This is a genomic window from Lacibacter sp. (genome assembly GCF_035299325.1).
GTDB lineage: Bacteria > Bacteroidota > Bacteroidia > Chitinophagales > Chitinophagaceae > Lacibacter.
The window spans coordinates 25,860-46,186 of sequence record NZ_DATGWT010000004.1; the positions used below are offsets into that span (position 1 = coordinate 25,860).

The 20,327-nt window shown below is 39.6% G+C and carries 24 protein-coding genes; 15 read left to right on the forward strand and 9 right to left on the reverse strand.

Going from position 1 to position 20,327, the window contains the following annotated elements:
• Window positions 1–3 precede the first annotated feature (3 nt).
• Window positions 4–2,412 carry a TonB-dependent receptor gene (locus VK159_RS01820; protein WP_324228429.1) on the reverse strand — a complete coding sequence of 803 codons (2,409 nt, stop codon included), beginning with the start codon at window positions 2,410–2,412 and terminating at the stop codon, window positions 4–6.
• 432 nt (window positions 2,413–2,844) lie between these two features.
• Here VK159_RS01820 and VK159_RS01825 point away from each other — a divergent pair, with 432 nt between their 5' ends.
• Both VK159_RS01825 and VK159_RS01830 read left to right on the forward strand, forming a co-directional pair.
• Window positions 2,845–3,285: a nucleoside 2-deoxyribosyltransferase gene (locus tag VK159_RS01825; RefSeq protein WP_324228430.1), complete on the forward strand. Its 441-nt coding sequence runs from the start codon at window positions 2,845–2,847 to the stop codon at window positions 3,283–3,285.
• A 110-nt stretch (window positions 3,286–3,395) separates the two neighbouring features.
• Entirely contained in the window at window positions 3,396–4,793 is a 1,398-nt protein-coding gene (locus VK159_RS01830) for a sensor histidine kinase (protein ID WP_324228431.1), read from the forward strand.
• A gap of 3 nt (window positions 4,794–4,796) precedes the next feature.
• On the opposite strand, the gene VK159_RS01835 is transcribed toward VK159_RS01830, so the two are convergent.
• Window positions 4,797–5,336, reverse strand: a complete 540-nt coding sequence (locus VK159_RS01835) for a C40 family peptidase (protein WP_324228432.1) — start codon at window positions 5,334–5,336, stop codon at window positions 4,797–4,799.
• Window positions 5,337–5,759: 423 nt separating this feature from the next.
• Between VK159_RS01835 and VK159_RS01840 the strand changes: the two genes are divergently transcribed.
• The gene (locus tag VK159_RS01840) at window positions 5,760–6,353 is read left to right on the forward strand and encodes a c-type cytochrome (protein WP_324228433.1); all 594 of its coding nucleotides are present in this window, start codon (window positions 5,760–5,762) and stop codon (window positions 6,351–6,353) included.
• A gap of 88 nt (window positions 6,354–6,441) precedes the next feature.
• Here the strand turns inward: VK159_RS01840 and VK159_RS01845 are convergent, their stop codons facing one another.
• A complete protein-coding gene (locus tag VK159_RS01845; protein WP_324228434.1) occupies window positions 6,442–7,200 on the reverse strand; it encodes a polysaccharide deacetylase family protein in 759 nt (252 codons plus the stop codon).
• Between the two features lie 213 nt (window positions 7,201–7,413).
• Here VK159_RS01845 and VK159_RS01850 point away from each other — a divergent pair, with 213 nt between their 5' ends.
• Window positions 7,414–8,445: a hypothetical protein gene (locus VK159_RS01850; protein WP_324228435.1), complete on the forward strand. Its 1,032-nt coding sequence runs from the start codon at window positions 7,414–7,416 to the stop codon at window positions 8,443–8,445.
• A 65-nt stretch (window positions 8,446–8,510) separates the two neighbouring features.
• Window positions 8,511–8,822 (forward strand): DUF202 domain-containing protein, encoded by a 312-nt coding sequence (locus VK159_RS01855; RefSeq protein ID WP_324228436.1) that lies wholly within the window; start codon window positions 8,511–8,513, stop codon window positions 8,820–8,822.
• A gap of 65 nt (window positions 8,823–8,887) precedes the next feature.
• Here VK159_RS01855 and VK159_RS01860 read toward each other — a convergent pair whose 3' ends face one another.
• Window positions 8,888–9,814 (reverse strand): SPFH domain-containing protein, encoded by a 927-nt coding sequence (locus VK159_RS01860; RefSeq protein ID WP_324228437.1) that lies wholly within the window; start codon window positions 9,812–9,814, stop codon window positions 8,888–8,890.
• A gap of 93 nt (window positions 9,815–9,907) precedes the next feature.
• Here VK159_RS01860 and VK159_RS01865 point away from each other — a divergent pair, with 93 nt between their 5' ends.
• Window positions 9,908–10,288, forward strand: coding sequence for a hypothetical protein (locus VK159_RS01865; RefSeq protein ID WP_324228438.1), 381 nt, complete (start codon window positions 9,908–9,910; stop codon window positions 10,286–10,288).
• Between the two features lies 1 nt (window position 10,289).
• On the opposite strand, the gene pepT is transcribed toward VK159_RS01865, so the two are convergent.
• Window positions 10,290–11,537 carry a peptidase T gene (pepT, locus tag VK159_RS01870; RefSeq protein ID WP_324228439.1) on the reverse strand — a complete coding sequence of 416 codons (1,248 nt, stop codon included), beginning with the start codon at window positions 11,535–11,537 and terminating at the stop codon, window positions 10,290–10,292.
• A 60-nt stretch (window positions 11,538–11,597) separates the two neighbouring features.
• On the opposite strand from pepT, the gene VK159_RS01875 reads away from it, so the two are divergent.
• Both VK159_RS01875 and VK159_RS01880 read left to right on the forward strand, forming a co-directional pair.
• Entirely contained in the window at window positions 11,598–12,446 is an 849-nt protein-coding gene (locus tag VK159_RS01875) for a type II CAAX endopeptidase family protein (RefSeq protein ID WP_324228440.1), read from the forward strand.
• A gap of 68 nt (window positions 12,447–12,514) precedes the next feature.
• The gene (locus VK159_RS01880) at window positions 12,515–13,060 is read left to right on the forward strand and encodes a hypothetical protein (RefSeq protein ID WP_324228441.1); all 546 of its coding nucleotides are present in this window, start codon (window positions 12,515–12,517) and stop codon (window positions 13,058–13,060) included.
• A 124-nt stretch (window positions 13,061–13,184) separates the two neighbouring features.
• Here VK159_RS01880 and VK159_RS01885 read toward each other — a convergent pair whose 3' ends face one another.
• The gene (locus VK159_RS01885; protein ID WP_324228442.1) at window positions 13,185–13,637 is read right to left on the reverse strand and encodes a peptidylprolyl isomerase; all 453 of its coding nucleotides are present in this window, start codon (window positions 13,635–13,637) and stop codon (window positions 13,185–13,187) included.
• A gap of 101 nt (window positions 13,638–13,738) precedes the next feature.
• Between VK159_RS01885 and VK159_RS01890 the strand changes: the two genes are divergently transcribed.
• The 3 genes from VK159_RS01890 to VK159_RS01900 all read left to right on the forward strand — a co-directional run bounded on the left by VK159_RS01890 (window position 13,739) and on the right by VK159_RS01900 (window position 16,042).
• Window positions 13,739–15,004 carry a DUF1343 domain-containing protein gene (locus VK159_RS01890; protein ID WP_324228443.1) on the forward strand — a complete coding sequence of 422 codons (1,266 nt, stop codon included), beginning with the start codon at window positions 13,739–13,741 and terminating at the stop codon, window positions 15,002–15,004.
• A gap of 72 nt (window positions 15,005–15,076) precedes the next feature.
• The gene (locus VK159_RS01895; protein WP_324228444.1) at window positions 15,077–15,625 is read left to right on the forward strand and encodes an inorganic diphosphatase; all 549 of its coding nucleotides are present in this window, start codon (window positions 15,077–15,079) and stop codon (window positions 15,623–15,625) included.
• Window positions 15,626–15,628: 3 nt separating this feature from the next.
• Window positions 15,629–16,042: a sulfite exporter TauE/SafE family protein gene (locus VK159_RS01900; protein ID WP_324228445.1), complete on the forward strand. Its 414-nt coding sequence runs from the start codon at window positions 15,629–15,631 to the stop codon at window positions 16,040–16,042.
• Between the two features lie 89 nt (window positions 16,043–16,131).
• Here the strand turns inward: VK159_RS01900 and VK159_RS01905 are convergent, their stop codons facing one another.
• Window positions 16,132–16,896: an NlpC/P60 family protein gene (locus VK159_RS01905; RefSeq protein WP_324228446.1), complete on the reverse strand. Its 765-nt coding sequence runs from the start codon at window positions 16,894–16,896 to the stop codon at window positions 16,132–16,134.
• Between the two features lie 92 nt (window positions 16,897–16,988).
• Here VK159_RS01905 and VK159_RS01910 point away from each other — a divergent pair, with 92 nt between their 5' ends.
• The 4 genes from VK159_RS01910 to VK159_RS01925 all read left to right on the forward strand — a co-directional run bounded on the left by VK159_RS01910 (window position 16,989) and on the right by VK159_RS01925 (window position 19,101).
• Window positions 16,989–17,558 carry a sigma-70 family RNA polymerase sigma factor gene (locus VK159_RS01910; protein WP_324228447.1) on the forward strand — a complete coding sequence of 190 codons (570 nt, stop codon included), beginning with the start codon at window positions 16,989–16,991 and terminating at the stop codon, window positions 17,556–17,558.
• Window positions 17,548–17,904, forward strand: coding sequence for a hypothetical protein (locus VK159_RS01915; protein WP_324228448.1), 357 nt, complete (start codon window positions 17,548–17,550; stop codon window positions 17,902–17,904). Before VK159_RS01910 ends, VK159_RS01915 begins: the two co-directional genes overlap by 11 nt.
• A gap of 60 nt (window positions 17,905–17,964) precedes the next feature.
• Complete coding sequence (gene nudK / locus VK159_RS01920) at window positions 17,965–18,543, forward strand: GDP-mannose pyrophosphatase NudK (RefSeq protein WP_324228449.1); 579 nt, start codon at window positions 17,965–17,967, stop codon at window positions 18,541–18,543.
• A gap of 105 nt (window positions 18,544–18,648) precedes the next feature.
• Window positions 18,649–19,101 carry a hypothetical protein gene (locus VK159_RS01925; protein WP_324228450.1) on the forward strand — a complete coding sequence of 151 codons (453 nt, stop codon included), beginning with the start codon at window positions 18,649–18,651 and terminating at the stop codon, window positions 19,099–19,101.
• Between the two features lie 120 nt (window positions 19,102–19,221).
• Here VK159_RS01925 and VK159_RS01930 read toward each other — a convergent pair whose 3' ends face one another.
• Both VK159_RS01930 and VK159_RS01935 read right to left on the reverse strand, forming a co-directional pair.
• On the reverse strand, window positions 19,222–19,737 hold the full coding sequence (locus VK159_RS01930; protein WP_324228451.1) for a cupin domain-containing protein: 516 nt from the start codon (window positions 19,735–19,737) through the stop codon (window positions 19,222–19,224).
• On the reverse strand, window positions 19,722–20,315 hold the full coding sequence (locus VK159_RS01935; protein WP_324228452.1) for a pyridoxamine 5'-phosphate oxidase family protein: 594 nt from the start codon (window positions 20,313–20,315) through the stop codon (window positions 19,722–19,724). Before VK159_RS01935 ends, VK159_RS01930 begins: the two co-directional genes overlap by 16 nt.
• Window positions 20,316–20,327 lie beyond the last annotated feature (12 nt).

A 20,327-nucleotide genomic window follows, 5' to 3' on the forward strand; every position in this document is an offset into this window, starting at 1 on the left:
TATTTATCCTTCAAAGTTCCCGTTATCGTCATTATCATTATCCCGTTGGATCTTTTGTTGGTTAATGCGGAAGTTAAGCGTTAAGGTCATTTGCCGTGGCCGCCATAAAAAATCAGAGTTAGAATAATATCCGGGAATATCAACAACGGTTCTCCTTCTGCGGCTGTTCATCAAGTCACGCACATTGAATGTAAGTGTACCCTTGCCTTTAAAAACATCTTTCACTAAGCCAAGATCAATAGAATAAATAGCCAACGTTTTACCCTGCGTGGTAATTCGTGGCGATTGATAATTGACAGAAGCTTGAAAATCGAGGTCTTTAAAAAATGTCATGCGTGAAGTGGTGCGGTTTGTCCACGAAACTGTTTCGCTGTTTAACTCAGTACCCTCATACATTCCATTTGCAACAGCACGAAAGAAATTAACTGTACTATTGATTTTCCACCACGAGAATGCAGTAACTGCAAATGTCATTTCAATACCCAGTTCTTTCTGCGTAGACAGGTTTACCGGAACAATATTGCTGACGCCTGTAACCGTATCAATGATTCTGATTCGTTCTACCACTCCCGTTTTGTAACGGTAATAAACGCCCGAAAGCAACGAGCCACTACTCCACTCCAACAAATGCCCTGCTTCCATTGAATGTGTAAATTCAGGATTGAGATTTGGATTACCAACAAAATAAACACGATCATCAGAAAAATCAGCAAAGGGTGTAAGGTTACGAAAGTTGGGACGGTTGATACGATAACTATAACTCAACTGCAATGTATTTTTTTCGTCAAGCGCATAAGATAAACTTGCTGAAGGAAAAAGATTCGCATACCGACGGTCATTGATCTCATTTGTTTTTATTAATCCTGTACGCATCATCGTTAGTTCGCCACGTAAACCAAACTGGTAAGAAAAATCTTTTATTTTGTTGCCGAGCAAACCATACACTGCATACACCTGCTCGGTAAATTCCATATTATTATCAAATGCCGGCAATGTTATCCAATCACCATTTACATCCTGCTCTTCCACTAAAAACTCATTTGTGATTCTGCGGATGGTTCCTTTTAAACCGGTTTCAAATTTTCCATCTTTACCAAAAGCATGCGAGTAATCTGTTTGCAACAACAGGTTGTCTTCGTATGCAGGATTGCCTGACCGCTGCGACAATGGTTTTGTACCATCAGAAAAGGTTTGACTGTAATCAGAACTTTCTTTCTCGCCGCTATTGGTCCATTTAAAATCAGTGGTCCATTCACGCTCTTTATCGCCGGAAAATTTCTTTGTAAGATTTAACGACAACTCCGTATCACGCTCAGTTGCTGTTTCATCATCTGTTCGTTCTGTACTGCGGGTTAGCGTCCCGGCGCTGTTAAGATCTTCGTAAAATAATTTGTTGAGATTATTTTCTCTGCCACCGTCAATTAAAAACGAACCGGTAAATGTTGTGTTAGATGAAATGTAATAATCAATACCTGCCATAAAGTTAACAGAGAAATCACGTCTTGTTCTGTTCTGCCTTTGGTTGTACACAAAACTTGTATCTGCACTGCTGAACTTTTGTGAGGACGAACCATTGCCTGGATTTTGCCGGTAGTTACTTCCGAAGCTGGAGAATAAATTCATCTTTTGTGTACGATAGTTGATGCTGTATGCGCCGCTGAAATTTGAAGGATAGCCAACGGTTCCAGTAAAATTTCCGTTGAAACCTCTGGTTTTATTTTTCTTGAGAATGATATTGATGATACCGGTTTCACCAGCCGCATCATAACGTGAAGATGGATTGGTGATTACTTCTATCCTTTCAATCATAGCGCCCTGCAGATTGCGCAATGCATCGGTGCTTCGTAAGCCTGTTAATGCAGATGGCTTCCCATCGATCAGGATACGTACACCTTCACTTCCTCTTAAACTTACGTTGCCATCGGGATCAACAGTTACAGATGGAATGTTGGCCAATATCTCCGAAGCATTCGCTCCAACATTACTTACATCCTGGCTTACGTTGTAGATCCGTTTATCAAGTTTCAGTTCCATCAATTTCTTTTCTGACGTAACTACGATCTCCGACATTAGTTTTACCGCTTCCTGCAACACTATTGTTCCGAGATTTATATTCTTATCTGAAACAACAACATTACTTAGTTTCTTTTCCTGAAACGAAAGAAATGTTACGGCAAAATAGTAAGAGCCTCCATTTACAATCACACTGAACCTGCCTTTTTCATCGGTTGCTGTTGCCGTTAGAAAAGCTGAATCAGCTGTTTTGTAAACACTCACAGTTGCGAGTGCAATTGGCTTGCCTTTTTCATCTTTCACAAAACCACTTATAGAAAATTGCTGAGCTGCACTAACCTCAGCATTCAAAACGAAAGCGGCGAATAAGAACAAACCCAAGATCAAACGTAATTTCATTATAGCTGTTTATCATTAATGCACTGTAAACGAAAAAAGAACATGTAAGTTAAACAAAAAGAAAGGCTTCGGTTTACCCTACGTCAATTTGTAACTATTGCTCTCAAACAATTTTATTTCAAGAAAGTTCGGCAATGAAAAAATCTAACAATCACAGTTGCATTAAAAGACCGTTCTATACCAAACCAAATTATTCAAAAAGCGCTGCCCTTTTAGCTAATACAACCTCACCGGACAAGCAGAAATGGTTGCAATGCTTACTATTTCATACCCGAATTGCCAGTTGATTAACTCAGGAATCCAATACTTTCAGGCTATTTCGGGCCGACAAACTATTGTTTCAGGTTTTCCCCAGCCATGTGACTAACTTTTTTACATCATCAGGTTGGCCGGAAAACAAATCATCATCCACAATCCGTATTTTGCAGCTGTATGAAAGCCTATATCTCCATCAGCTACCAACGTCGCAGGAGTCTTAACACCGCTATCACTGCTATTATGAGTGTTCTTGAAGAACACCAGGTAGAATCATTTGTTTTTGTTGATCATTACAAATTTGAAGAATCGCAGGAAGAAGAAATGATGCGTTCTGCACTTGAGGAATTAGAACAGTGTGATCTGTTGATCGCTGAAACATCGCACAAAGGAATCGGTATTGGTATTGAGGCCGGTTATGCAAAAGCAAAGAACAAACCTGTTGTTTATCTCCGGCATAAAGAAGCCGAACACTCTACTACTCTTTCCGGAGCAAGTGATCACCGGGTGATCTATAAAAACACAGATGACCTGCAACAGCAACTTACATTGATTATTAAAGAAATTATTGCTTCTGCCGAACATACTGTGGTTTCAGCATCTCAAATAACAGAATAAGTTAGTTACTCCCACTACAGTGTTATAAGCATAAAATGTTTGTCTTAGAATAGATATTCTTCTTGCAAAGAGTACGGATTAAACTTATCTTGAGTTTACCATAAGACACCATGAAAAAACAGAAATCGCTCCTGCTGCTCTTTATTCTTTTCGTTTCTTTCTTACTGATCGTAACCAATTTTTATACAATAAAAGTACTCTCGGCTGCAAGAGCTTACATCAATGGCGAATCCGAATATTCAAAGGGACAGAAAGATGCCTCTTTATATCTTGTTACCTATGTAGAATCGGAGAACATCGGCTACTGGCATGCCTTCAACAAATCAATTGCCGTTCCGAAAGGCGACAACATAGCAAGAACCGCTTTACTCACTCAAAAACCTGATTCAATTGCCAAACAAGGTTTTATTATGGGCAGAAATCATACATCTGACATTCCTGATATGATCTGGCTTTTTAAAACCTTTCATAAAGTTCCGTTTATGAAAAAAGCAATTGACATCTGGGCATCAGCAGAGCCATTGATCAATAAACTTGACAGCATTGGCAACAAAGTTCATGCACAAATTCAATCAGGTACTTTATCAACAGAACAAAGAGTAAAATTTACAACTGAGATCAATTTTCTTTCTTCGCAACTCTCCGAAAAAGAAAGTGCCTTTTCGAATGCGCTGGGTGAAACAGCAAGAGATATAAAAGGATACCTGTTGCTGGTTAATATCTTTTTAATCCTTTTGTTGCTAAGCACCATTGCAGTTTATGCTGTAAAAACGATCAACAATCTGATCACTATTGAAAAAGAATTAGTTCGCAAGAACAAAGAACTCAATGAGACTAATAAAGAACTTGAGCAGTTTACCTATGCAGCATCACACGATTTGCAGGAACCACTCAGGATGGTATCTTCTTACATGGATTTACTCCAAAAGAAGTATGATGGACAATTAGATGAAAAAGCACAATCCTATATTCATTTTGCTGTTGATGGTACAAAGAGGATGAAGACCCTTATCAATGACCTGCTAAATTATTCCAGAACAAGTATAACTGTAATTGAATACCAAGAAGTAAACGTGGCAGATGTTATCAATGAAATAAAAAAAATATTTATGGAAGATCTGAATGAACCAACTGCCGGAATCTTTTTTAACGAGCTGCCTGTAATCAGGGCAAACAACATACAAATATCGCAACTGTTCCAAAATCTTATTGGCAATGCTATCAAATACAGAAGCGAAGCACCTCCGCAAATACATATAGCAGCTAACAAAACTTCCACACATTGGATATTCTCAATTAAGGATAATGGCTTGGGAATTGAACCCAAATATTTTGAAAAAATCTTTGTGATCTTCCAGCGCTTACATTCAAATTCAACTCACAAAGGAACCGGTATTGGATTAGCTATTTGTAAAAGAATTGTTGAGCGACATGGCGGCGAGATTTGGCTTGAATCTGAAAAAGGAAAAGGAAGTACATTCTTTTTTTCTGTTGCACGAAATCTCTGATTCTTAATGTTCACCGGCAGCCTTGTAAGAAATCCTGATTATTTTAACGAACCGCTTTCTGTAATGCGCATTTAGTTTGGTAATAGTAACAGCATAAGCTTTACCTGAAGTTGAATGAATGAATTCCAGCTCGCCATCAACTACGTCTGTTACAATACCCATATGTCCAACCACTTCAGATAGGGTATCCGTACCGGTAAACAGAATTAAATTACCGGTTGCTGCGTCAGCAGGATCAACAGTTACACCATAGTTCGTAAAGTCAATAGACGAACGGGGGACGGTGATGGAAAAATGATTGAACACATGCGTAATAAAACCGGAGCAATCTAATCCTTCTGCAGGATCAACGGATGCGTGTTTGTAAGGAATGCCAATTAAAGTTTTGGCATATGCCAGCAATTCATGTGCTGACACTTCTTTTCCACTTTCATCATAATTAGTTACAATATTGCTGACCTGAAATGAATCAATCGAAGTAGTTTGATACTTATCTAAAACCTCTTCAGGGGTTGAAACAAGAACAGAGTCAACTGATTTCACTCGCTGAACATCTTTTGGGAAATTATTACAACCGATTGAAATAATAAAAAAGCAGGCATAGCCACATCGCAAAAAAAAGATCTGTAACACACATCAATATAAGCTATTCATAAATGATTTCGGTTTAATATTTATGTTTTGCCGAATCATTCAACTTACCGCAATCGAGTAATTTGTTATTGTTCTCTCTTCATCAGATTGAATTTTATTTCATGGAACAGCCTATTATTTAATTTTCCGTTGTTCAAAGAACATTTGCAAAAAACTATGAATTCCTGAAATAAGACACTACTTTAGGTTGTAAAATCACTTATACCTGATTAATCCGCACTTTTTCTGAACCGGATGACTTCACTTTTTTTTGACGTATTGTTTTAACGTCTGCTTTAAGCAGCCATAACTATAAACCCAAAACTACCAATCATGCGCTATTCATTCAAGATTGCCGGTACGGCACTATTATGCATCCTGCTCATTAATGCCTGTAACAACCAGGCAGCAGAAACAAAAGAAACAACAGCACCCGCACCGAATGCGGAAGATAAAATTAAAGAAGGTGAACGTTTGGTTGCCTCACTCGATTGCGAGATCTGTCATTCACCTAAACGTATGGGACCAAAAGGTCCAGAGATAATTCCGGAACTTCGGTTTGGAGGTCACCAGGCAGGTTCACCGCTTCCGCCTTATGATGAAGCTACAGTGAAAGCAGGCTGGGTGCTTTTTGCACCTGACTTCACATCCATGATCGGTCCATGGGGCCAATCTTACACAGCCAACATCAGCAGCGATTCTACGGGTATAGGTATGTGGACCGAAGAGCAATTTAAAAAAGTGTTACGTGAAGGAAAGTATAAAGGCATGGAGAATACAAGACCGATATTACCTCCAATGCCATGGGAAGCTTATAAAAATTTAACAGACGAAGAAATAAGTAAAGTGTTTGCTTTTCTTAAATCAACAAAGCCGGTTAAGAATGTGGTACCAACGGCAAAGATCAATCCGCCGCCAAAAATGTAAATGTAATTTTTTAACAGAGCCGGCTTTGGCCGGCTCTGTTTTTTCTATATTCCTGATGATAATTGCTTGGCCCTTCCCAAACAAACTGCTACCTAAAAAACCCTTTCATTTGTTTAACCAATAACTCCGGCGATGTATTTCCACTCACCATCATTCGCCTCATCGTTAATAACGGATATTTATTACTGAGTTTACCCTGCAATTGAAACGCTGTGGCAAATCCACTTTCGTGCAGCTTCTGCAATAACTGTTCATTCCATGCACCATAAGGAAAGGCAAAACAAGTAACAGGTTTGTTTATAATTGACTCCAGCTTTCCTTTGGGCTTAACTACCTCTGTATCCCATTTGGTCATTGTAAGTTTCGTCATATTTGGATGATCCCATGTATGCGCTCCTATTACATGTCCACGTTTTGAAAGATCAGCAATCTGACTTTCGGAAAGAAATCCATTTTTATCAATACAAACAGTCATTACAAAAAAAACAGCCTTAAACTTATATTGCTCAAGAACAGGAAACGCCAGTGTGTAATGCTCAAGATGCGCATCGTCAAACGAAATCAGAAATGGATGATCAGGCAACGCCGTTCCGTTTTTATAAAACGCTTCAATTTGATCCGGCAACACAGCATTGTATCCCCTGTTGTGCAGTTCCTGCATTTGCAAGGCAAACTGACCGACACTGATATAAAGCGTATTGACTTTGGGCGGATGCAGGTAAATATTGTGATAACTTAAAACAGGTATTTCCCGAATCACTTTTATCCGTTGGTCCATTTGAGCAGATAAAAAACCGGATGGCGGAATAAAGCATAGAAAAATAAGAAAGTGAAAAATGGTTTTCATAAAAGCAAATTAAAAATAACAGCCTTACTAACCTTTGATGCGCATCAGTGCAAGAACTGATTCAAAAGCTCTGCATCGTGTCTGATCTGCTGCTTATTCATTAGTAACGAATGCCGTTAACCTTTGAATTCATGATGTAAATCAGCGTAGAAAACAATACAGGTCCTTTTTAAAAGTAGTTCAGAGTCTTACTTTCCTGATAAAATATAACCGGTGAAAAAAGGTTTCACGATATTCCAAAAAACGCTTTATTATAAGTATGTTCTTAGCGGTTTACTTCTGTTTCAATTAAATGCCTGCAAAGCAAATGACCACGCACCGGTATCAATCGTCTATGTCTCTTCGCCCGATAGTATACCAAAGCAGACAGGTTTTGATACAGGGCTTTACAAGAAAAAAGTAACACAGTTAGCAAACAACGATAAAACCGGAAGATGGCCTGTAAACTCTGCTTTACCTGCTGCAGGTGCCATTGTACCTTACAAACGGGTTGTTGCATTTTATGGAAATTTCTATAGCCGAAATATGGGTATACTGGGCGAATACTCAACTCCCGTTTTGTTGGAAAAAATAAAAGCACAAACAGATGTATGGGGACAAGCCGATTCATTAACAGAAGTAATCCCGGCTGTCCATTACATTGCAGTAACAGCGCAGGGAAGCGCAGGCGATGGTTACTATCGGTTACGAATGCCCGAAAAGGAAATCATGAAAGCAATTGCATTAGGTGATTCAATTCAGGGACTTGTTTTTCTCGATGTGCAACCCGGGCTCAGCACCTTACAACAGGAACTGCCAAGGTTAGAAAAGTATTTACAACGGCCAAATGTGCATCTGGGAATTGATGCCGAATACTCCATGAAAACAGGAAAAACTCCAGGATCTGCCATTGGAAGTTTTGATGCAACTGATATCAATTTTGCAACAGAATGGCTACAATCCATCGTACTGAAATATAAGCTACCGCCCAAAATGCTGGTTGTACATCGCTTTACTTCACCAATGCTGACAAATTACCGGGAAATTAAAACATACCCCGAAGTGCAGATTATCATTAACATGGATGGCTTTGGAAATGAAGCACTGAAAAAGAGCACCTACTATCATTTCATTTTTAAGCAGCCTGTTCAATTTACAGGCTTCAAAGTATTTTATAAAAATGATGCTGCCAATGGAAATAAAATTATGCAGCCCAAAGAAATTTTACAGTTAAAGCCGCAGCCGGTTTATATCCAATATCAATAACACAAACTGATCACATCCGGATAAAGGGCGGCATCGCTTGGTGAACAATTTGATATATTTACGATATGGAAACAACTGTTGACAACAGCATTAATAAAGATCTGATTTTAAGAGAACGACTGGCCATTCAACGCACTAAAATGGCAAATCAAACAACTTTCCTGTCATTTGTACGAACATCACTATATTTTCTTGTGGCAGGGCTGAGTATCAAAAGCCTGCTGCATGTAGAAAACAACCGCTTTTTCGAAATCCCTTTTTTCATTATTTCGGCCATACTATTTGTAACAGGAATCATTAATTACTTCCGGCAAAAGAAACTGATTGCAGATAGTGAGAAACATGTGGGTGATTATAAAATTGAATACTTACAGTAATCTCATTATTGAATAATGAAAAAGGGTTAGCAATGCTAACCCTTTCTGATATAAAGTTGAAGAATTTATACTCCAGCCTGTTTCACCATTAACGCCTGGATTTGCTTCATGGTATTTTCCATGCCGCTGGCACTACCATCTAAGAAGATGATATTGCCTTTTCCATATTCTGCAAAATTCTTTACAGCTTCAGTCCACATACTGAAGAGGATCACATTGGTATCAAGATTGGCCTGCTTCATTTGCTCTGCAGCTTCTGTCATACCTTTTGCAACTTCCTGGCGGAAGAGCGCCACACCTTGTCCACGTAACCGGGCAGCTTCACGTTCTGCTTCTGCAGCGATCTTAATAGCATTACCTTCAGCTTCTGCACCTTTTGTTTTAGTGATGAGTAATGCTTGACCTTCATTCTCTGCAGCAGCTTTTAAGTTGTTGCTTGCTACCACACGACTCATACTTTCCATGATCTGCTGATCAAACGTAATATCGTTGATCTGAAGATCCTGCAGATGATATCCCCATTCTTCCAGTGAATGATCGATCTGCTCTTTTACATAATCAACAATTTCTCTCCTGGCAGTTAAAATTTCTGCCTGGCGTTTGGTAGCCACGAATGCCCGAATAGAACCTTCCACCGTTCTGATCAACGCCTGCATCAGATCTTTATCGCTGATAAATTTAAAAGCTACACGTTTAATGGTTTCTTCATCGTGGTTTTGAACAGAGTAAAGCAGCATACTTTTAAAGTACACATTTGCCTGGTCAATTGTTACCGCCTGGAATTCTAATTCAACACTTCGGTTTTGGATACTGATTCTTTTATAGATCTGCTCCAGAATGGGAATCTTAAATCCCAAACCCGGACGAAGAATACGCTGGTATTTTCCAAACATGGTGATAACGGCAATAGTTCCCTGGTTAACGGTCACCAGCCCGCTGAAGACGATGAAGAGGATGAGTAATACCCACCAATAACTGACAAGTAAATCCATAGTTGTAAAAATTTGATACAAAGTACCACATTCCCTTTATAAACGGGAAGAAACTATGCAACTGAATGTTTAATTTTAAGAAAACAAACCATCATGACACGGTCAAAAAAAGTTTTTGTAGGCATTCTTGCCTTTCTGCCATTAGTGGCTACTGCAATATTCCTTATCTATTTTTTTGCTGCCTTTTTCCCGGAAATAATTCGCATGGAACATGAACATGGCGATATTCCGCCGGAATTTTTCTTTGGAAATATGATGGGTTTTATTGCTTCCGTTATCATACTTATTTTTGTGCAACTAGGTCTTATGATCTACTTCATCATTCATGCCATCAATAACAAGCGTGTAAAGAATGAAGAACGTATCATCTGGGTGTTGCTGTTCATTTTTGTAAGCACAATTGCATATCCTATTTACTGGGGCATCCGCATCTGGCCCGAAGAAAAGCCGGAAAGTAATTTTGTAAAAATGTAACTCAGCTTTTTTCTTCCCACACTTTCACCAATTCAATAAGCATGTTGGCACTTTGCTCCATGTCGTGCACTCCTATCCATTCATGTTTACTGTGAATGGCCTGCATACCCGTAAATAAATTAGGACAAGGCAAACCCATATAACTTAAACGGCTGCCATCTGTTCCTCCACGGATAGGTTCTTTTACAACTGTTAAGCCGCAACGCTCATACGCTTCCACTGCATTTGCAACTATTGAAGGATGTTGATCGAGCACCTGTTTCATATTGCGGTATTGTTCTTTTACAATAAACTCCATTGTACAGTTTGGATATTGTTTCAACACTTCTTCTGCAATGGTTTTTAATCTTGCTTCATGTTGTACTAAACCTTCAACAGTAAAGTCACGCACAATAAAATCAATGCTTGCTTTCTCTGCAATCCCATTTACACTCACAGGATGTACAAAGCCTTGTCGCTTTTCAGTTGTTTCCGGGCTCCATTCTGTTTTGGGAAGAGCAGCTAAGATTTCTCCAGAGATCTTCAATGCATTCACCAAAATACCTTTGGCATAACCGGGATGCGCAATAACACCATGCACAATGATCTTTACGCCATCAGCACTAAATGTTTCATCTTCCAAGGTGCCAAGCTCACCACCATCCAATGTATAAGCAACTGTTGCTCCCAGTTTTTGCAGATCAACTTTATCGGTTCCTTTTCCTACTTCTTCATCAGGTGTAAACAACAGTTTAATCATTCCATGCTTTACTTCAGGATGCTGGACAAGGTAATTTGCCATACTCATGATAATGGCTACACCTGCTTTATCATCAGCACCGAGCAGTGTATTGCCGCTTGCGGTGATAATATCTTTCCCAATATGTTGCTTCAGATAGCTGTATTTCGAAGTGCTGATGATCTGTGTTTCATCATCAGGTAACACAATATCATTTCCATCATAATTTTTATGAAGAATAGGATTTACGCCTGTGCCGCTGCAATCGGGCGCTGTATCAACATGGCTGCAGAAACAAACAACAGGGACATCTTTATCCGTAGTTGATGGAATTGTAGCGTATACATAGCCGTCAGCATCCATATGTGCATCGGCAATTCCCATCACCAACAATTCTTCCACCAATATCTTCGACAGGTCTTTCTGCTTTTCGGTTGTGGGTGAACTGTTACTCTCCGGATCGCTTTGTGTATCTACCTGCACATACCGCATCAACCTTTCTGCCGTTCCATATTTGTTTTCTGTTGCCATACGCTTATTTTTGAACTTGTAAAATAACAGTGTTTCTGCGCTCATACCAAAACCAACTCTATGCAATCATCTCCCATTATCCAGAAAGGCTGGTTACGTGTACTGCTTTTCCTTATTGGCTACTTGCTGCTCATCTTCTTTGGAAGCGCATTAGCAGGTGTATTGATCGTTCTTGCAGGACTAACGGTTACGGCAGAAACTCTTTTTTACGGCACAATCGTTCTCAGTTTTATTATTGCTTTTGCAACTGTTAGTTTTTTCAGAAATGTATTCGATCGACAAACAGTCAAAAGCCTTGGATTTACCTGGAAAGGTTTTGGTAAAGAACGGGCGGCAGGTTTTCTCACGGGCATTCTTCTACTTTCTGCAATGGCAACGGTATTATGGTTAATGAAGTTGCTGCAGTGGTTTCCTGCAGATGTTGATCCAAATGGGTTTATTCTTGCAGTAGTGATGATGATACTGGTGAGTTTTGCAGAAGAGTTGGTGTTTCGTGGTTATGTGCTGAATAACTTAATGCAGTCGATGCCAAAAGAAGCTGCCTTGTTTACGTCTGCAATTTTGTTTGCAGTGTTTCATTCACTCAATCCCAATTTTAATCTTATTGCGTTCATCAATATTTTTATTGCAGGCATCTTGCTTGGCGTAAATTATATCTTCACTCGCAATCTTTGGTTTGCCATCTTCTTTCATTTCAGTTGGAATTTTTTCCAAGGGCCTGTACTTGGTTTTGAAGTGAGTGGACTTTCATTACCTTCTTTGCTTGATCAAAACCTGAAGGGATCGATCCTGTTAACCGGCGGAGCATTTGGCCTTGAAGCATCGTGGCTTACGACTTTTGCTACAAGCCTCATGGCAATTGCCCTTTTCTTTTTGTTTCAGCGGAAATACAACAGCAACGTTGAATAAATGTGCATTCAGAATTTGTGAATGCTAAACAGAATCTCTACTTTACTTCTTCACCAAAATCAACAAACATGAAGAAGATCCTCATTGGCGGCCTCGTTGGCGGCATTTTGCTTTTTGCATGGCAAACCATTTCTTTCGCAGTTGCTAATCTTCATGACAAAGGACAGGCTTACACTTCTAAACAAGACAGCATTCTTCAGTTCTTAAACAATTCAGGTTTGGAAGAAGGCACTTATTTTATGCCCCGGCTTCAAAATGAAAATTCATCGGAAGAGATGGAGAAATTCATGAAAGAAGTTGATGGAAAACCATGGGCCCAGCTTAGTTATTACAAAGCCTGGAACATGAATATGGGCATGAACATGGCAAGAGGAGCATTGACTAATATCATTATTGTTTGTTTTCTTGCATGGATATTCTCAAAGATGACAGCGCAGGGTTTTGGCACTTATTTATTTGCCAGCATATTTGTGGGGATCATTTGCTTTGCCAATGGTCCATATACCGGGCATATATGGTATCCTAAACATGATATTAACGCCTATTTGATGGACGCCTTGGTGAGTTGGGGTTTGGTGGGTGTTTGGTTGGGATGGTGGATGAGAAGGAAGTAAAAACCAGAAGCCGATAGTAGGTAGTGGTAAGTGTTTAGTTCTAAATACAAAAAGTCCACAGTTGAATATAACTCAGCTGTGGACTTTTACTATCGACTAATTACTATTTACTATCGGCTAATGACTAAGGAACAATGATCAATCCCTTCGCATCAATCTCTACCATTTCAATATCAAACACGAGTTCTTTACCGGCCAACATGTGGTTCGCATCTAACACAACAATTTCTTCCTGCACTTCTGTAATGGTAACAGGAAATTGCTGACCTGCACTGTTGTTCATCATCAATTGCATTCCGATTTCCGGCGTCATATCATCAGGGAAGTTTGAACGTGGAAACTCAATGATCATTTGCTCATTACGTTCGCCATATGCCTCATTCGGCTGAATATTGATTGTTTTTTTATCTCCAATGGCCATACCAACCACGGCGTCGTCAAAACCTTTGATCATCATACCGGCACCCACCTCAAACTCAAGTGGCTCACGGCCTGCACTTGAATCGAACTGCTCACCTGTTGTCAATTTACCGGTGTAATGCACACGTACGGTATCACCTTTTTTTGCCTGCTGCATAAATTTTTAATTTCCGGCAAAATTACTGGCAAATGCTACCCCTGCCAATAAATTTTTTTTACGGTACTAATTGTGCAACTTTGAGGTACAAACCATTTGGAATGAAACAATTACTCCTTTTTCTGGTTCTATTTGTGACGTTCTGTGCTGAAGCCCAGCAAAAACACGCCCGCTCCGGTTATAACCGTGGCTCCATTAAAAACAGGTTGTTTCAAACCGGTGCCGAAAATCTTGACAATTATATTGATCTGCTTGAAGGAAAAACTGTTGCTGTTTTTGCCAACCAAACCTCAATTATCGGTAAAAGTCATCTTGTTGATTCATTAAGAAAACTTGGCATCAACATCAAAGTAATCTTTGGACCTGAACATGGTTTTCGTGGCACCGCAGATGCGGGTGAAAAGATCGGTAACTATAAAGATGAAAAGACAGGCATCCAGGTAATATCACTTTACGGAACAAAACGCAAACCTTCAAAAGAAGATCTTGCCGGCGTTGATGTAATGTTGTTTGACATACAGGATGTGGGCGTGCGATTCTATACTTACATCTCTTCACTGGAGTATTACATGGAAGCTGCTCTTGAATGGGGTAAGCATCTGATCGTGCTTGACCGTCCAAATCCAAATGGACATTATGTTGATGGACCTGTTCTTGAACCCGCATACAAATCATTTGTTGGTATGCAGCCAGTTCCTATTGTGTATGGCATGACGATTGGTGAATATGCACAAATGATCTATGATGAAGAATGGCTTGAACCACGCTTGTATGAATTGGCCGGCCGTCATGGAAAATTTGAATTAACGATCATTCCTTGTAATAATTACAATCATACAACCAAGTATGAGTTGCCGGTGAAGCCTTCACCTAACTTACCAAGCAGTCAATCGATCTGGCTATATCCTTCCACTTGTTTTTTTGAAGGCACTGTGTTAAGCGAAGGACGTGGCACTAACATACCATTCCAGATATTCGGACATCCTTCACTACCAAAAACATTAAAACCTTTTATACCACGCAGCAGGGATGGTGCAAAAGATCCGAAACTGAAAGACAAACTATGTTATGGCTGGGATTTAAGCGGGCCTGCTGATAAAGTATTTATCACTGCCGGCAGTAAAGTGCAATTGAAATGGTTGCTTGAAGCCTATAACCTTTTCCCGAATAAAGATGAATTTTTCATTGCACCAGCCAGTGGCAAACCAACCGATTATTTCTTTAATAAACTTGCCGGCAACGGCACATTGATGCAACAGATAAAAGATGGCAAGACGGAAGAGGAAATACGCAAGAGTTGGGAACCCGCAATTGCCAAGTTTAAAGCAATACGAAAGAAATACCTGATCTATAAAGATTTTGAATAAGCACTGCATAAGCAAAGCTTCAAAATAAAACTACTATTTAATTATTCTCTTACTTAACATTTATTCATTAATATGATCACAGTCCTTCATCCCTGGCATGGCGCTCATTATGGTCCGAAAGCTCCTGAGCGTGTAAATGCACTCATTGAAATTTCACAAGGCAGTCGCAGTAAATATGAAATTGATAAAGACACCGGTTTGCTTCGTCTCGACCGGGTAATCTTCTCTTCGTTTATCTACCCCGTTAACTACGGCTTTATTCCGCAAACGCTCGGACAAGATGGTGATCCGTTAGATATACTTGTTATCTGTTCGCAATCTATTCAACCCTTGTGCCTGGTTGAAGCTACGGTGATCGGTAACATGCAAATGATCGACCAAGGTGAACGTGACGATAAAATTATTGCGGTTGCAAGTAACGACCCAACTGTAAAACACATTAAGGACATTGATGAATTGCCTGAGCATTTCTTTCATGAACTGAAACATTATTTTGAAGAATACAAAGTGCTGGAGAATAAAGTAGTGGAGATCGATAATTTTCAGAACAAAGCCGAAGCCTTTCAGATCATAGAAGAAGCGATCGAGTTTTACAAAGAAAAATACCGTGACAAACTCTAATACATGCAAACAAAAAAAATGGATACAACAATTATTATTGCCGTGCTCATTATTGGGTTGGCAGCCGGCATACTGGGCGGCATGGTGGGTGTTGGTGGCGGGTTAATTGTGGTGCCGGCATTGATTTACTTTCTTGGATTCAGTCAGCACACAGCACAAGGCACTTCATTAGGTTTATTGGTATTACCGGTTGCATTATTAGGTATGATCAATTATTACAAAGCAGGCCATGTTGATTTTAAAGTGGTGGGATTACTTGCGCTTGGTTTTGTAGTGGGCAGTTATTTCGGAAGCAAATGGAGTTTGAGTTTACCACAGGAAACAGTGAAAAAAGTTTTCGCTATTCTGTTATTTTATACTGCGTTTAAAATGATTGGCTGGGAGAAAGCAGTTGTGAATTGGATAAAGAGTTTTTAATTCACGTAGTTCTAAGTTCTAAGTTGGGAGTTCGCTTTTTTTCCTGGATTTTGTTTTTTGGCTTTTGGTTTTTTCCTGAGCCTTGTACCTTAAACTCGTTTGATCATCCTTAACCGATGCGTCCGCTCACCTGTTTCGCTGTGGATAATTCCTGCTCCATCAATATTATCAATACGCACTTTACCTGCTGCATGTACAATTTCATGATCGTTCAATAACAATCCAACATGAATGATCTTTCCTTCTTCATCATCAAAATAAGCCAGGTTACCACAACGGGCTTCCTGTAAAAATCCCAGATCCTCTCCCACCATTGCCTGGTTGGCCGAGTTGCGTGGTAATTTCTTTCCAAAGAAACGCATGAGCCCTTGCACAAAGCCACTGCAGTCGATCCCGAATACGGAACGTCCGCCCCATAGATAAGCTGAATTCAAATACACAAATGCCACCTGCCTGATACTTTCTTCATCAAATACGTAAGCACCTTCCATAACAAGTTTGCTGCTGCTTTTAATTTTATGATCACCCCAAATTACTTCACCATTTTGTAAACCGGGGATTGCGCTGCCAAACGGCACGTGCATGGGTACATCATTTACCAATATGATACCGCTCCATGTATTCACCAATGCTACTTGGTCTTGCAATGCGATAGCTTCATTTACTTCTGTAATCTGGTTGCGTAAACAATAACCGGTGTAGCCATCATAAAGACATACCAGTTCAACCCACTCTCCATGAGAGGCCAATAATTCTACCGCTTCCCCAAATAATAATTGAGAGGTGATCTCAGACTCTTGTTGCGGCTCCTTACGGACAGGCGCAACCGGAACAATACAAAGGGCGTTATTCATGTAAAGAAATTGAGTACTATGAATATATGGAATTTTGTGTGCTCTTGCATCTCTTCAACAGAAATAACTAACTTGACCTCACAAACCTGTTTGTGAATACAACCTACTCCACCATACCCGACCAGGAATTACTCAACCGCTTTTACCACGATGGCGATAACAAATGGCTTGGCCAGTTGCTGCAACGCTATACCATGTTGTTATTTGGTGTTTGTATGAAATATTTGAAGAATGAGGAGGAAGCCAAAGATGCCGTGCAACAGGTGTTTGAAAAAGCCATAAAAGAACTGGGCAAATACAAAGTGGATTATTTCAAGAGCTGGATCTACATGGTGGCGAAGAACCACTGCCTGATGCAACTGCGTGATAAAGGCAAACTGCCCAAAGAACTAAGTGAACAGATGATGGCCACTCCTGCCGAAGATGTAAACCACACCGAGCATTTGCAAAAAGATGAATTACTGGAGCGGCTAACCATTGCCGTAACTGAACTGATACCTGAGCAACGCACCTGTATTGAACTGTTTTACCTGCAAAAACAAAGCTATACCGATATTGCTTCCTCTACCGGCTACAGCTTAATGCAGGTGAAAAGCTATATTCAAAATGGAAAACGTAACTTGAAAATGATTTTGCTGAAACAACAGAATAATGGCCGATAACCTGCTCGACATATTGAACCAGCGTGACGATCTCACTGAACAGGAACTGCTCCAATACCTGCATGGAAATCTTACACCCGAAGAGCGGAATGCAGTTGAGCAACGTCTTTCGTCATCTGATATGATGAGCGATGCGGAAGAAGGATTACGACTGGCTGATGAAAAAAAGATGCAGCATGCGGTGGCCGATCTAAATAAACAACTCTCCCTTCAATTACAACAGCAGCGAAGAAAAAGAAAGCACAGACCTGTGCCCAATCAATCGTTGATTATTGTAACTACTTTTTTGATTTTAGTGTTGATTGTGCTGGGCTTTTTGGTGATTTATAAGATGAAGAATGGATAATTCTTACCCTTAAGTTTAACACTGACACCTGTTCGTAAAAAACTTTACACTCATCAAACCATGAACAACAATATCAATATTCTGCAAACCGATATTCTTTCCAATAATTGGTACACGTTAAAAAAAGTAACCTATGAGTATCGTAAGAAGGATGGCAGCATACAGGTGCAGCAACGTGAAGCTTACGACCGTGGTAATGGTGCAGCGATTTTATTATATAACCTTCAGCAAAAAACGGTCATCCTGACACAACAATTCCGTTTACCTACTTACATCAACGGCAATGAAACAGGTATGCTTATTGAAGTGTGTGCAGGTTTGTTAGACAAAGACAATCCTGAAGATTGCATACGCCGTGAAACCGAAGAAGAAACAGGTTATAAAGTAACAGAGATCAAAAAAGTGTATGAAGCCTATATGTCGCCGGGATCAGTTACTGAAATTCTCTATCTCTTTATAGCAGCGTATGAGCCACAAATGAAAATAGCCGAAGGCGGTGGTGTTGAACACGAGCAGGAAGATATTGAAGTATTAGAACTGTCCTTTGAAAAAGCCATGCACATGATTGAAACCGGGGAAATAAAAGATGCTAAAACTATCATGCTATTACAATACCTCCAACTGAAAAACATTTTGTAGCCTCTCTGGCGTTGCTTTATAGAGCTGTGTGAACCTTTCAGTTATCGGTGGAATTTCTTAACTTTAGAAACGAACATATTTATTAATACGCTAACCCCTTTGTTTATGAGATCAACAAAAAACTTCGTTTTACTTTTAGTAATATTTTTCTGTTCCATAAGTTGTGACCCTTGTTTAAATGCAAACTGTTCTGAAAACTTCTATTTTAAAATTTTAGATAAGACTACAAAACAGGATCTGGTTTTTGGCCCAGCTTCTATTTATGAAAGAGACTCTATGATATTAAGGCCTTGCGCAGACCCAGTTCTTATCAGCAACACCTGTGGCTATTTCTCGTTTGTTAATGTTTACAATAACAATCTTTACGCCAGTCCCGATTATACACTTGATACTGTTTATTTACGATTGAAAAGTACCGATATTGATACCCTGATCATTGATTATGAGTATATAGATTCAAGGTGTTGTAAAGTACAAGGTTTCGGAAAAATAAGAGGGATAAATTTTAACGGAATTACTGCTATTAAAAATGGCAATTCTTACATCTTTGAAAAATGATGAGTGATAAGCATTCTGCTTTCTTACAAAAATCTGAGAGGCCTTAAATTTAATTATTACCGAATGCATTTTTTTTTACCATTTCCATAAACAAGAAATAATAAAAGACTCAACTGGAACTTACCTGCACAACTGTTCAATCCATTGCCGGTGTTTAGGATATACATTCAACAGTTCTCCTTCCTTCGCCATTTCAAAATCAGCAAAATCAAAACCGGGAGCAACAGTGCAACCAACTAATGAAAAACTATTTTCACTCGCAGGTTTCGAAGCAAACCAGCAACCTGCTTTTACTATTTGTTGAAAACGATAGCCATTGGCAAGATCATTTCCCAGCAACAATACCTCTCCTCTTCCATCAGGATGAATAACATAAATATGCAAGCCGCCGCCTGTATAAAAATGCCAGAGCTCATCGCTCTTAATGCGATGAAAGGCTGAATAATCTTTCCCCTCCAATAAAAAATAAATAGCAGTGGAAATGAAGCGATCATCACGAAACCTTGCAGGCAGTGCAGCTGCAACTATTTGTTCATCGCTGGCATAAGTGCGACTGTAGTAACCACCCTCCGGGTGAGGCTCAAGTTGCAGCATACTGATCAATTCGTTTGCGTTGAGGTTTAAACCTGTATCCATTGAAATTCCTGTGTTGTATAGTTAAACAAAGCTCTGCGGTTGCCTGCATGGTGAAGAAATACCCAATCCATTTGCTGAACGGCTGTTTCTACCACACAGAAATTTTTACGTGCAGTTGCTATCAATTGAGGTTCCACTTCTGCTTGATTAAGATTAATCAATTCAGGTGCAGAAAGAATGGTACCTGATGCTGATGATGTTGTATAAGTCAATTTGCTGGCGAGCCTTGCCTGCTCCCACGCTTCATTCACCACTTCATCATTTGTATGAACAACAGCTGTGGCATTTAACCGCAGTTGCATACGAATGTCTTTATCATAAAACAGCCAACTCAGTTGCGGGTGCAATTGCAACTGGGGCACTTTAGGTGAACGTATATCAGTATGAAAAAATAATTTCTTGTGCTCTGTATCTGCATGTCGCAATACAACTGTGCGTAGTTCCGGTTGTTGTTCATTAACCGTAGCTACCGCACCTGTATGAAATGGAGCCTTGAAAGAACTTACCGATTCAATTAATAACTTCCACAAACTTGCTTCAATTGCATGCAGATCGTATTGTAAAAAAACATCGCTCATAAAACAAAGAAA

Coding starts and splice junctions, on each gene's coding strand:
- VK159_RS01830 (WP_324228431.1), top strand. CDS start 3,396: ATGAAAAAACAGAAATCGCTCCTGCTGCTCTTTATTCTTTTCGTTTCT.
- VK159_RS01915 (WP_324228448.1), top strand. CDS start 17,548: ATGGCCGATAACCTGCTCGACATATTGAACCAGCGTGACGATCTCACT.
- VK159_RS01840 (WP_324228433.1), top strand. CDS start 5,760: ATGCGCTATTCATTCAAGATTGCCGGTACGGCACTATTATGCATCCTG.
- VK159_RS01855 (WP_324228436.1), top strand. CDS start 8,511: ATGGAAACAACTGTTGACAACAGCATTAATAAAGATCTGATTTTAAGA.
- VK159_RS01820 (WP_324228429.1), bottom strand. CDS start 2,412: ATGAAATTACGTTTGATCTTGGGTTTGTTCTTATTCGCCGCTTTCGTT.
- VK159_RS01845 (WP_324228434.1), bottom strand. CDS start 7,200: ATGAAAACCATTTTTCACTTTCTTATTTTTCTATGCTTTATTCCGCCA.
- VK159_RS01880 (WP_324228441.1), top strand. CDS start 12,515: ATGAAGAAGATCCTCATTGGCGGCCTCGTTGGCGGCATTTTGCTTTTT.
- VK159_RS01885 (WP_324228442.1), bottom strand. CDS start 13,637: ATGCAGCAGGCAAAAAAAGGTGATACCGTACGTGTGCATTACACCGGT.
- VK159_RS01905 (WP_324228446.1), bottom strand. CDS start 16,896: ATGAATAACGCCCTTTGTATTGTTCCGGTTGCGCCTGTCCGTAAGGAG.
- VK159_RS01875 (WP_324228440.1), top strand. CDS start 11,598: ATGCAATCATCTCCCATTATCCAGAAAGGCTGGTTACGTGTACTGCTT.
- VK159_RS01860 (WP_324228437.1), bottom strand. CDS start 9,814: ATGGATTTACTTGTCAGTTATTGGTGGGTATTACTCATCCTCTTCATC.
- VK159_RS01925 (WP_324228450.1), top strand. CDS start 18,649: ATGAGATCAACAAAAAACTTCGTTTTACTTTTAGTAATATTTTTCTGT.
- VK159_RS01895 (WP_324228444.1), top strand. CDS start 15,077: ATGATCACAGTCCTTCATCCCTGGCATGGCGCTCATTATGGTCCGAAA.
- nudK (WP_324228449.1), top strand. CDS start 17,965: ATGAACAACAATATCAATATTCTGCAAACCGATATTCTTTCCAATAAT.
- VK159_RS01930 (WP_324228451.1), bottom strand. CDS start 19,737: ATGGATACAGGTTTAAACCTCAACGCAAACGAATTGATCAGTATGCTG.
- pepT (WP_324228439.1), bottom strand. CDS start 11,537: ATGGCAACAGAAAACAAATATGGAACGGCAGAAAGGTTGATGCGGTAT.
- VK159_RS01825 (WP_324228430.1), top strand. CDS start 2,845: ATGAAAGCCTATATCTCCATCAGCTACCAACGTCGCAGGAGTCTTAAC.
- VK159_RS01865 (WP_324228438.1), top strand. CDS start 9,908: ATGACACGGTCAAAAAAAGTTTTTGTAGGCATTCTTGCCTTTCTGCCA.
- VK159_RS01890 (WP_324228443.1), top strand. CDS start 13,739: ATGAAACAATTACTCCTTTTTCTGGTTCTATTTGTGACGTTCTGTGCT.
- VK159_RS01935 (WP_324228452.1), bottom strand. CDS start 20,315: ATGAGCGATGTTTTTTTACAATACGATCTGCATGCAATTGAAGCAAGT.
- VK159_RS01900 (WP_324228445.1), top strand. CDS start 15,629: ATGCAAACAAAAAAAATGGATACAACAATTATTATTGCCGTGCTCATT.